This is a genomic window from Amycolatopsis sp. H20-H5, from assembly GCF_035828755.1.
Taxonomy (GTDB): Bacteria; Actinomycetota; Actinomycetes; order Mycobacteriales; family Pseudonocardiaceae; genus Amycolatopsis.
Map to the genome: position 1 here is coordinate 173,348 of NZ_JAYMZS010000002.1, position 10,122 is coordinate 183,469.

11 protein-coding genes are annotated in these 10,122 nt (G+C 72.5%); 4 read left to right on the forward strand and 7 right to left on the reverse strand.

Translation table 11 applies throughout. The features are described from left to right. Position 1: 1 nt before the first annotated feature. The 4 genes from QMK34_RS01870 to QMK34_RS01885 form a co-directional block, all read right to left on the reverse strand. On the reverse strand, positions 2–1,102 hold the full coding sequence (locus QMK34_RS01870; protein WP_442785077.1) for a GNAT family N-acetyltransferase: 1,101 nt from the start codon (positions 1,100–1,102) through the stop codon (positions 2–4). Between the two features lie 105 nt (positions 1,103–1,207). Then, a complete protein-coding gene (locus tag QMK34_RS01875) occupies positions 1,208–1,894 on the reverse strand; it encodes a VOC family protein (RefSeq protein ID WP_326410636.1) in 687 nt (228 codons plus the stop codon). A gap of 70 nt (positions 1,895–1,964) precedes the next feature. Further along, entirely contained in the window at positions 1,965–2,729 is a 765-nt protein-coding gene (locus tag QMK34_RS01880) for a maleylpyruvate isomerase family mycothiol-dependent enzyme (protein ID WP_326410638.1), read from the reverse strand. Between the two features lie 39 nt (positions 2,730–2,768). Then, positions 2,769–3,233 (reverse strand): SAV_6107 family HEPN domain-containing protein, encoded by a 465-nt coding sequence (locus QMK34_RS01885; protein ID WP_326410640.1) that lies wholly within the window; start codon positions 3,231–3,233, stop codon positions 2,769–2,771. Between the two features lie 222 nt (positions 3,234–3,455). On the opposite strand from QMK34_RS01885, the gene QMK34_RS01890 reads away from it, so the two are divergent. Further along, positions 3,456–3,977: a YbaK/EbsC family protein gene (locus tag QMK34_RS01890; protein WP_326410642.1), complete on the forward strand. Its 522-nt coding sequence runs from the start codon at positions 3,456–3,458 to the stop codon at positions 3,975–3,977. A 5-nt stretch (positions 3,978–3,982) separates the two neighbouring features. Continuing rightward, positions 3,983–4,528: a GNAT family N-acetyltransferase gene (locus tag QMK34_RS01895; RefSeq protein WP_326410681.1), complete on the forward strand. Its 546-nt coding sequence runs from the start codon at positions 3,983–3,985 to the stop codon at positions 4,526–4,528. On the opposite strand, the gene QMK34_RS01900 is transcribed toward QMK34_RS01895, so the two are convergent. From QMK34_RS01900 to QMK34_RS01910, 3 genes are all read right to left on the reverse strand, one after another. Further along, the gene (locus QMK34_RS01900) at positions 4,525–5,454 is read right to left on the reverse strand and encodes a DMT family transporter (protein ID WP_326410645.1); all 930 of its coding nucleotides are present in this window, start codon (positions 5,452–5,454) and stop codon (positions 4,525–4,527) included. The two genes, QMK34_RS01895 and QMK34_RS01900, sit on opposite strands and share 4 nt — an antisense overlap. 291 nt (positions 5,455–5,745) lie before the next feature. Beyond that, complete coding sequence (locus QMK34_RS01905) at positions 5,746–7,428, reverse strand: DUF885 domain-containing protein (RefSeq protein WP_326410647.1); 1,683 nt, start codon at positions 7,426–7,428, stop codon at positions 5,746–5,748. A gap of 42 nt (positions 7,429–7,470) precedes the next feature. Beyond that, on the reverse strand, positions 7,471–8,355 hold the full coding sequence (locus QMK34_RS01910; protein ID WP_326410649.1) for a methylenetetrahydrofolate reductase: 885 nt from the start codon (positions 8,353–8,355) through the stop codon (positions 7,471–7,473). 241 nt (positions 8,356–8,596) lie between these two features. Between QMK34_RS01910 and merB the strand changes: the two genes are divergently transcribed. Together merB and QMK34_RS01920 are read left to right on the forward strand one after the other, a co-directional pair. Continuing rightward, a complete protein-coding gene (merB, locus tag QMK34_RS01915) occupies positions 8,597–9,280 on the forward strand; it encodes an organomercurial lyase (RefSeq protein WP_326410651.1) in 684 nt (227 codons plus the stop codon). Positions 9,281–9,374: 94 nt separating this feature from the next. Further along, positions 9,375–10,122 (forward strand): polyprenyl synthetase family protein (locus QMK34_RS01920; RefSeq protein WP_326410653.1); only part of this gene is annotated, 748 nt, incomplete at its 3' end.

Sequence of the window (10,122 nt, forward strand, 5' to 3'; positions counted from 1 at the left end):
CTCAGCCGAGGACGATCCGCAGCGCGTCCTCCCGGTCGGCGGGCCGCTGGGGACCTAGCCCGGCACGCACGGCCGTCCGGAAGATCGCGTCCTCACCCGGCAGGCACACCGCGCGGAGCTCGGTGTGTCCCGCCGCGGCCGCCAGCGCCGCGAGCCTGGCCAGCAGGCCGGTGCCGATGCCCTGGCGCTGCCAGGCGTCCTCGACGAGCAGGGACACCTCCGCGGTCGCGCCGTCGGCCGACGGGATGAGCTGACCAAGGCCGACGACCTCGCGGCCGCAGACCGCCAGCAGGCTGATCCCGCGCGGTGGCATCAGCAGCCGGTGCAGCCAGCGGCGGGGCACCGTGCGCAGCCCGGTGTGGTACCGCTGGAAAAGGGTCGCCATCGAGCAGCGCTGGTGGAGCGCGGAGACCTCGTCGGCGTCGCCGGGCAGGCCCTTGCGCAGGACGATCGCGGTGCCGTCCTGGCGGGCGAGCACCAACGGCTGGGAGAGGTTTTCGCGCGCGGCCGTGAGGAGACCGAGCAGCGCGGCCGCGCGGGCGACCTCGAGCTGCACGAACGGGGACCACCGGCGGCGCGCGACCAGCGCGGTGCCCTCGTCGACCAGGAACGCCGCGCGGTGGCCGCCTTCGGTGCGGGACGGGTTCGCCTCGGCGGCCGGGACCAGGGTCACCAGGTCCGCGGCGAGGACCTCCCGCAGCACCTCCGAGAGGCGGGCGGGGTCGTCGACGGCCCGTCTCGCCGAGGTCAAGGTGGCGGCGGAGGCGTCGACGAGCTCGTGCACGTCGGCGTCGACGATCGCCGAACACTCGCAGCCCTCGGCGCGGATGGCGTCGATCAGGTGCTGGCGGGGCAGGCCGGTCGCCGGGCGCAGCACGATCTCGTCGAGCACCCCGCCGGGCACCGGCAGCACGGTGAGGCTGAGGATGTTGCACTCCAGGTCGGCGAGCCTGATGGCGATCCTGGCCAGCGTGCCCGGCCGGTCGTCCATGCCCACCCGGATGCGCCAGGCCGAGGAGATGGGCGCTTCGCCCTCGCTCTCGGGCGACCGGTCCGTCACCGCACGCTGAACCTGCTTCGGGCGAGCACGATAGGTCTCCATGGGTCCACCGTGCCGTCCGGTTGTTGCCTCGTCAGGGCGCCGGTGTTTCGCTCGTGTCAGGGCTGGCCCGGTCGGCGCAATGCCGGTGAAACACGACAGCGCCGGTCAGCGCCTTGGCCCGGCCTCCCGCACGACGAATTCGTTGCCCTCCGGATCGGCCAGCGCCCACCGGGTCAGGTGCTCCCCAGGCGGCTCGAGCAGGGTGGCCCCGGCCGCGCGCAGACGCCGCACCTCATCCGCCGGGTCCTCCCCCGCCGCGGGCGCCACTTCGAGGCAGAGCCTGTTCTTGACGCGCTTGACGTCTTCGTTGCGCAGGAACTCCAGCCACGTGCCCCGGCCGGACGGGCCACACAGGCCGACGATCTCGGCCTCCTCCACACCGACCTCCCAGCCGGTGGCGGCGGACCAGAACCCCGCGAGCAGGGCCGGGTCGTGCGCGTCGACCACGATCGACGCGACCGCCCCGGCACGCTCGTACTGGGCGCGCGGCTCGAGCACGCAGAACTCGTTGCCCTCCGGGTCGGCCAGCACCACCCAGGGTGTCGTGCCCTGGCCGATTTCGGCCGGACGCGCCCCCAGCGACAGTGCCCGCTCCACCAGCTCCGCCTGCTGCTTGGGCGAAGTGCTCGCGAGATCCAGGTGGATCCTGTTCTTGACCTCCTTCTCCACGGACACCGGCGCGAACGCCAGCTCGGGCTGCTCGACCGGTCGGCCGAGCAGCGCTGTCCAGAAGTCCTCGAGCCGGCGCGGAACGGCCGCGTCGACCACGAGGTTCATCAGGTGGGTGGTCATGACGGGAACCGTATCCGGACCCGGGATCCGGCCGTCACCGGTAAATCGGCGTTGCTTCCCCGCAAACCGATCATCGGGTGGCGAGCCGCATCAAGGCCCACAACTGTCCCGCCATGTCCTGCTCCCCGCGGATGAGGACCGCCGGTGGCCCCGCCCTGCCCCAGAGCCAGCGATAGACCTGTGCCGGCTTCCCGGTCACGATGTCGTCGGCCCGCTGGGCCTCCTCGGCCGAACATCGCCAGGCGACCGTCTCCCCCGGGCCCGCCCGCGCCAGCCAGCTGTGGCCGCCGGTGCGCACCGCGACCGAACCGGCCTTGGTGCCGGACAGCCCGAGCATCGGCAGCTTCTGGCCGAACCACAGCGCCAGCGCCTCGTCGATCCCGTCGAGCGCCACGTCCTCCGGGATCTCGGACACGTCCTGTCCTGCCGCCGTTTCGACGTCGATCCGATGGATCAGCGTCTCGTGCGCCATGCGCCGCCCCCAAAAGCCGTACGTCGGGTCGGCGGGCCACCAGGTGGCGGCCCGTTCCCCCGGCCGGTGGGCGGACAGCTCGCCGAGCAGGGCACGCAAGCCCTCCTCGAAGAACCCGGCCGGGGTCTGCTCCCGCGCCGGATCCCGCTGCCAGTGGTCCGGCCGGCGCCCCTCGGCCAGCCAGCCGCGGGTCACCCGGTAGACACTGCCGACGTGACGCACGACCTCGCCGAGTGTCCATCCCGGACAGTGCGGCACCGGCGCGTCGCCCGACGCGGCATGGGCGACGCTCGCGAGCAGCCTGCCCTCGGCCTCCAGCACGTCGAGCAGGCGCCCCTGATCGATCATGGCCTGCCCGGCCATCGGACACCTCCTCCTCTGTCCACTCCGATCGAATACCTTTCACGCGACATGGGCCTCGCCGCCCACGGGCAGGCCGTGCACGACGCGCCTGGACAGCTCCAGGAACAGCCCGGCGGCGCGGGAGAGCTCCGCCGCCAGCACGGGTGTCACCTTCCCGCTGATGCCCGCCTGTGCCGCCGCGCGCGTCTCCGAATGGGAGGCGAAGAAGCCCGCCCACTCACGGAGCTCGGGAGCCACCGTTTCGAGCAGCACCCACACACTCGCCGGCCTGGACCGGCCGCGGTGCGGACGCCCGCGGGCCTCGAGCACCGCCGCGGCGCCGCGCAGCGCGGCGAGATACGCCCCGATGAACCGCTCCGCGTGGTCACGCTCTTGATCGGCCTCGGCGAGCCCTCGCCTGGCCTGCGCGAGCAGCGCCGCCGCGGCCGGTGGTGCAGGCGGGCGCAAGGACATCGGTAGCGCCGACTGCGCGCCGTCGACGGGGGACACGACCGAAACGGACATGGCGACCCTCCTCCTGCTCCGTGAGCGCCGGGCGGTGCCCGGCACCGAGACGCTTCCCCCGCCCCCGCGCCGGACACCTGACCGGCGAGCGCTCACCGAATGTCGAACGTCTGTTCGAACAAATTCCAGAGTAACCCCGGATGGGCAGATCTCTCAACCCCGGGGGCGGAATCGGGGTACGTGGTGCGGGACACCGGGTCGGGCGCGTGATCTCATAACCGTATGAGTTCCCTCGACCATCCCGCCATCGCCAAGGTGGCCGCCGCGCTCGCCGAAGCGGGCCAGCCCGCCGCGGCGGCCGGGATCCGGGTGCTGCCCGCCGAGGTCCGCACGGCCGCGCAGGCCGCCGACGCGCTGGGCGTGCCGGTCGGCGCGATCGCGAACAGCCTGGTCTTCCGCGCCGTCACCGGTGGCGAGGAAAGCGCGGTGCTCGCGCTCACCTCAGGCGCGCACCAGGCCGACACCGCCCGTCTCGCCGAACTGACCGGAGCGGACGAGGTTGGCAAGGCGGACGCCGGGTTCGTCCGGCTGCACACCGGGCAGCCCATCGGCGGGGTCGCCCCGGTCGGGCACCCGGCGCGGCTGGTGACGGTCGTCGATGAGGCCCTGCGCGAGCACGACGAGGTCTGGGCCGCCGCGGGGCATCCCAAGTCCGTCTACCCGACCACCCTCGCCGGACTCGCCGAGCTAACCGGGGGTCTCGTGGCGGACCTCGCGGCCGACCGGCAGGATGGTCGGTCGTGACCGCGATGTCCGTCCGCTACGTCGAACTCTCCTCGGACGAGTTCCGGACCAGGCTGCCCGAAGCGCTCTCGATCTACGTCGAGGCCATGCGCTACCCCGAGGGCACCGCGGAACAGCGCGCGCCCATGTGGCTCACCCACGCGCTGCGCGAGGGCTGGCGCTGCACCGCGGCGCTCGACGCCGACGACGTCCTGCTCGGCCTCGCCTACGGCTACAAGGGCCGCGCCGGGCAATGGTGGCACGAGCAGGTCCGCCACGGCCTGACCAGGCAGGACGGGCCCGAAGCCGCCGAGCGGTGGCTCTCGGACTATTTCGAGCTGACCGAGATCCACGTGCGCCCGGACAACCAGGGCAAGCGGATCGGCGAGGACCTGCTGCGCGGGCTGCTCGACGGGGTGCCGAGGTCGCGGGTGCTGCTGTCCACGCCGGAAGGCCCGAGCCGGGCTTGGAAGCTCTACCGCCGGATCGGGTTCGAGGACGTCCTGCGGGACTACCACTTCGCCGGGGATCCCCGGCCCTTCGCGATACTGGGCCGGGGACTGCCGCTCTAGTTTTCCGGGCGCCAGTAGGTGACCGCCAGCGCGGCCACCAGCAGCGCGGCCACCAGCAGCGCGGCCACCAGCAGCGCGGCGCCCGCCCAGGCGGGCCCGCTCAGGTGCTCGTGCAGGATCACCGCGGCAAGCAGCGACGCCGTCAGCGGCTCGAGCAGCGCGGAAAGCGCGCCCAGCAACGGATGGGCATGGGTCAGGCCGCGGAAGTACGCGGCGTAGGCCAGCGCCGTCGGAACGACGCCGAAGTAGGCGGCCAGCGCCAGCACGTCCGCCGCCACGGGCAGGCCCATGCCCAGCCACAGCGCCGCCGGGGTGAGCGCCAGCCCGCCGAGCAGGCAACCGAAAGCGTTGGCGGACAAGGGATCCAGCCCCTCGACCGGCCGCGCCATGACCAGCGTCAGCGCGGCGAAACCGGCCGCGGCCAGCAACGAGAACCCGAGCCCGCCGAGCAGGCCCGCCGCGTCGGTCACGGGCGACCACCGCAGCAGCACCAGCCCGGCGAGCGAACCGGCCAGTGACAGCACTGTCCAGCCACGGGGAAGCCGGCGACGGCGCACCGCCGACACCGCGGCGACGAACACCGGGGCGGCGCCGATCGTGGTCATGGTCGCCACACTCACCGAACTCAGTGCCACGGCAGCGAAGTAGCTGGTCTGGAACAACGCGAGCAGCAGACCGACGGCCACCACCCGGCGCAAGACCCCGGGTGTGCCGCGAAGGCCGCGGAAACCACCGGTCAGGCCGACGTACAGGGTCGCGGTGACACCGCCGACGAGCAGGCGATAGGCGGCCACGGACAGTGGGTGCAGGCCCGCGCGCGACGCGAGCAGTGAACCGGCGAGACCGCCGGTGCCCCAGAGGACCCCGGCGAGCACGAGCGCGGCCGACGAGCGGACGCGCGCGGGTACGGCAACGGAAACAGACATCGGGAAACGCTCCAGCGTCGAAGGAAAAGGACGTCGACGACGCGGGGCTGGTGCTTGGCCAAACGGTCAGGTGACAGCACTGACCGGCCGTACGGCGATCCGCCGCACGGCCACACGCGCCCCGCTCAGAAGCGCGGGGGCGGAGTTACGAGAAATACCCGATGCACGGCCCGGACGCTAACAGCGGCCGTGCGTGGGGGCGACCGGATTATGCCCCCGAGTGTCATGAAAGGGTCTTTCAGGGCGAAAATTGCCTGGAAAGACCCTTTCATGACACCTGAAGGGCGGGGGTCAGGAGAGTTCGGCGAGCTGCTCGCGCAGGGTGTCGAGGCCCATGCCGCCGAGCGCGAGGGACTGGTTGTGGAAGCGCTCGATGTCGAACGCGTCGCCCTGGCGGGCGCGGGCATCGTCGCGGGCGGCGAGCCAGAGGCGCTCGCCGACCTTGTACGCGGGCGCCTGGCCCGGCCAGCCGAGGTAGCGGTCGATCTCGTCGTGGATGTGCGCGGGGTCGGTGATCGTGCGGGTGAGCATGAACTCCAGGCCCAGCTCGGGCGTCCAGTGCTCGCCCTCGTGGAAGCCGGTTCCGGCGGGGATCTCCAGCTCCAGGTGCATACCGATGTCCACCACCACGCGCGCGGCGCGGAACAGCTGCTCCGAGAGCATGCCGAGCAGGTCGCCGTCGTCGGCGAGGTAGCCGAGGTCCTGCATCAGCCGTTCGGAGTACAGCGCCCAGCCCTCGGCGTGGCCGGAGGTGAACGCGATCAGCCGCTGGAACTTGTTCAGCGAGGCCGACTGGTCGACCGCGGTCGCGATCTGCAGGTGGTGGCCGGGCGCGCCCTCGTGGTAGACGGTGCTGACCTCGCGCCAGGTGATGAACTCGTCCTTGTCCTGCGGCAGCGACCACCACATGCGGCCGGGACGGCTGAAGTCCTCGCTCGGGCCGGTGTAGTACGCGCCGACGCCGCCGCCGGGCGGGGCGATCTTGCACTCCAGCGCCATCACCCGGTCGGAGATGTCGAAGTGCTTGCCCCGCAAGGACTTCAACGCGTTGTCGGACAGGTCCTGCATCCAGGCTTCGAACGCCGCGCGGCCACGGACACGGTAGGCCGGGTCGTCGTCGAGCGCGGCCGCGGTCTCGGCGAGGGTGGCGCCGGGCTTGATCCGCGCGGCGACCTCGATCATCTCCTGCTCGATCCGGCCGAACTCCGCCCAGCCCCACTCGTAGGTCTCGGCCAGGTCGAGGGCGGCGCCGGTGAAGTACCGCGACCACAGCCGGTAGACCTCCGCGCCGACGGCGTCCTTCACCGGGGCGAGGGGGGCGAGCTCGGCGCGGAGGAACCCGGCGAACTCCGCGTACGCCTCCTGCGCCACCCGCGCGCCGTGCCGGAGCTCGGCCAGCTGAGTCTCGTCGACGTCCTTGGCCGCGGCGATCAAGGAGTCGTAGAACCCTTCGCTCTCACCGAGGCCGGCCCAGGTCTCCGCCTGCTCGGCGACCTTGCCGACCTGGCGCAGCGCCGACACGCGCCCGGCGTCGGCGGCGGCCAGCAGCGCCGCGCGGACGCCGTCGAGCGTGGCGGGGACCTTCGCCATCCGCCGCGCGATGTTCGTCCACTGCTCGGGGGTGTCGGTCGGCATGAGGTCGAAGACCATCCGCAGGTCCTGCACCGGCCCGGCGACCACGTTCAGTGCGGCGAGATCGAGCCCGGCTTCGTGGATCTCGAGATCGAGCCCGACCCGCTCGGTGAACACCGCTTTCGCCGCGCGCTCACCCTCGTCGGCGGGCTCGGCCGCGGCGATGTCCGCCAGCGCCCGCCTCAGGATGGTGGCCTTGGCCGCGTGGCCGGACGGCGAATAGTCGGTCAGCCTGTCGTCGTGGCCCGCGATGCCGACCATCGTCGCGGTGACCGGGTCCGCGGCCGCGATTTCGTCGACGTACCGGTCACAAATCTGGTGTACACCCTGTTCGGAAGCCATGCCCGGCACGCTACCGGGCGCGGCCGGTGGGCCGATACGCCGTTAAGCCCGAGCCGGGACCAGGCCGAGCCGGTTGATCACCTCGCGCGTCGCCTTGGACCGGTTGAAGGTGTAGAAGTGCAGGTCGGGGACGCCTTCGGCGATCAGCCGTTCGCACATCTCGGTGACCACGTCGATGCCTTCGGCCCGGAACGCGGCCGGGTCGCCGGACAGCGGCTCGAGCCGCTCCAGCAGCCGCGGCGAGGCGGGCGCGCCGGACAGCTTGATCGTCGTGTGCAGCGTGCGCGGGGTGGTCAGCGGCATGATGCCGGGGATCACCAGCGCGTCGCAGCCGGTGGCGGCGACGCGGTCACGCAGCCGCAGGAAGTCCTCCGGCTCGAAGAACAGCTGCGCGATGGCGAAATCGGCGCCCGCGCGGAGCTTGCGCACCAGGTATTCGGTGTCGGCCTCGAGGTTCGCCGAACGCGGGTGCCCGTACGGGAAGGCCGAAACGCCGACGCAGAAGTCGCCGAGCGAGCGGACCAGCTCGACGAGCTCCTCCGCGTAGTTGAGGCCCTCGGGGTGGGCGACCCAGTCCCCGTACGGATCGCCGGGCGGGTCCCCGCGCAGGGCGAGGATGTTGCGGACGCCGACGGCGGCGTACCAGCCGATCACGTTGCGCAGCTCCGCCACCGAGTGGTTGACCGCGGTCAGGTGCGCCATCGGGACCAGCGTGGTCTCGGTGGCGACGCGGGCGATGCTGCGGATCGTGCCGTCGCGGCTCGAGCCGCCGGCGCCATAGGTGATCGACATGTACGCGGGGTCGAACGGTTCGAGCTCGCGGATGGAACGCCAGAGCACGGCCTCCTCCGCCGCGTCGCGTGGGGGGAAGAACTCGATGGAAAACGCGGGTCCGTCACCCTGCAACCGCTCGACCACTGACTTCATCTCGCCATGGTAGTGGGAAAATGTCACCGTTCGGGAGCCCCTTCCCGGTGGTTGGACCGCGATTTGAGCCACTCTCCAACGGCTCTCGACCGGGCCGCCGGTCCCCACCGCTCGCCCGAACGGGCGGCGCGGCGCCCCGGGACCCACGCGGGGGCGTCCGGCGGGGGTACTTTCGTCGGCGAGGGCGCGATACCGCGGGCGGCCCTGCTCGTCCGCGCCATCGCCGGTAGGGAGTGACGTCATGGGTGTCTCGACCAAGGACACAGGCTGGGACGAGGACGTGCGGGTGGCCGTCTACCGGTCGTTCGCCGCACACGGGAGGCCGCCGTCGGCCCCCGAGCTCGCCGATGCGGCGGGCGGTTCGCTGGCGGTCGCCAAGCAGGCGCTGCACCGGCTCGCGGACGCCCACCACGTCGTGCTCGACGAGTGCGAGCACGTGGTGATGGCGCACCCGTTCGCCGCGATGCCGCTCAGCTTCTCGGTGATGGGCGCGAACACGCTGTGGTGGGGCGGGTGCGCCTGGGACTCCTTCGCCATCCCGCACCTGGTCGAGGCCGAGCCCGAGGTGCTGGTGGCGACCCGGTGCGCGGGCTGCGGCGACCCGCACGCCATCGTCGTCGGCCGGGAGGCGCCCCCCTCGGGCGAGCAGGTCGCGCACTTCCTGGTGCCCGCCGGGCGGATGTGGGACGACGTGGTGCACACCTGCGAGCACCAGCGGCTTTTCTGCGGGGAGTCCTGTGTGGACGACTGGGTCGCGAAGTCGGGTGAAGAAAAGGGCTACGTGATGGATCTGACGACCCTGTGGAAGCTCGCCGCGCACTGGTACGAGGGCCGCCTCGAACACGGCTACCAGCGGCGCGAGCCGTCCGAGGCGGCCGACTACTTCTCCGGCGCCGGCCTGCACGGCTCCTTCTGGGGGCTCTGACCCGATCGCGGGACCGGCGCGGATTCGGCGAGGTTCGCCACATCTTCGGCACCCGGAGGACACGGCCGGGTGAGACTCGCGGACCATGGTCCCCATGAGTGAGCCCGGTGGTTACGCCTACGACACCGACCTGCCGACCCAAGTCGAGCGGGCACTGACCGGGTTCCTCGCCCGAGCCGGGGAGGAGATCCTGCGCACCGAGCCGACCGTCGAGGCCGGGATCGACGCGCTGAGCCGGTTCGTGCTCGGCGGCGGCAAGCGCCTCCGGCCGACGTTCGCCTGGTGGGGCTGGCGCGGCGCGGGCGGCGACCCGGCCGGGCCGGACGCCGAGGGCGTGCTCCAGGCGGCGTCGAGCCTCGAGCTCATCCAGGCCTGCGCGCTCATCCACGACGACCTGATCGACTCCTCGGACTCGCGCCGGGGCCGTCCCACCCTGCACATCGCCTCGGCCAAGCACCACGCCGACCAGGGCTGGCTCGGCTCGCCCAGCACCTTCGGGCTGGCCACCGCGGTGCTGGTCGGCGACTTGGCACTGGCCTGGGCCGAGGACATGTTCGCCGCCTCCCCGCTGCCCGCGGCCTCGCTCGCCGCCGCGCGCCCGGCTTGGCGCGCGATGCGCACCGAGGTGCTCGCCGGGCAGTACCTCGACGTGCGCACCCAGGCCACCGGCGACGCCTCCCCGGAAGCGGCGCTGAGCATCAGCAAGCTCAAGACGGCCGCATACACCGTGCAGCGCCCGCTGCACCTCGGTGCCGCGCTCGCCGGGGCCGACGACGCCCTCATCGCCACCCTGCTGGAGTTCGGCGGCGACGTCGGCGTCGCCTTCCAGCTGCGCGACGAGC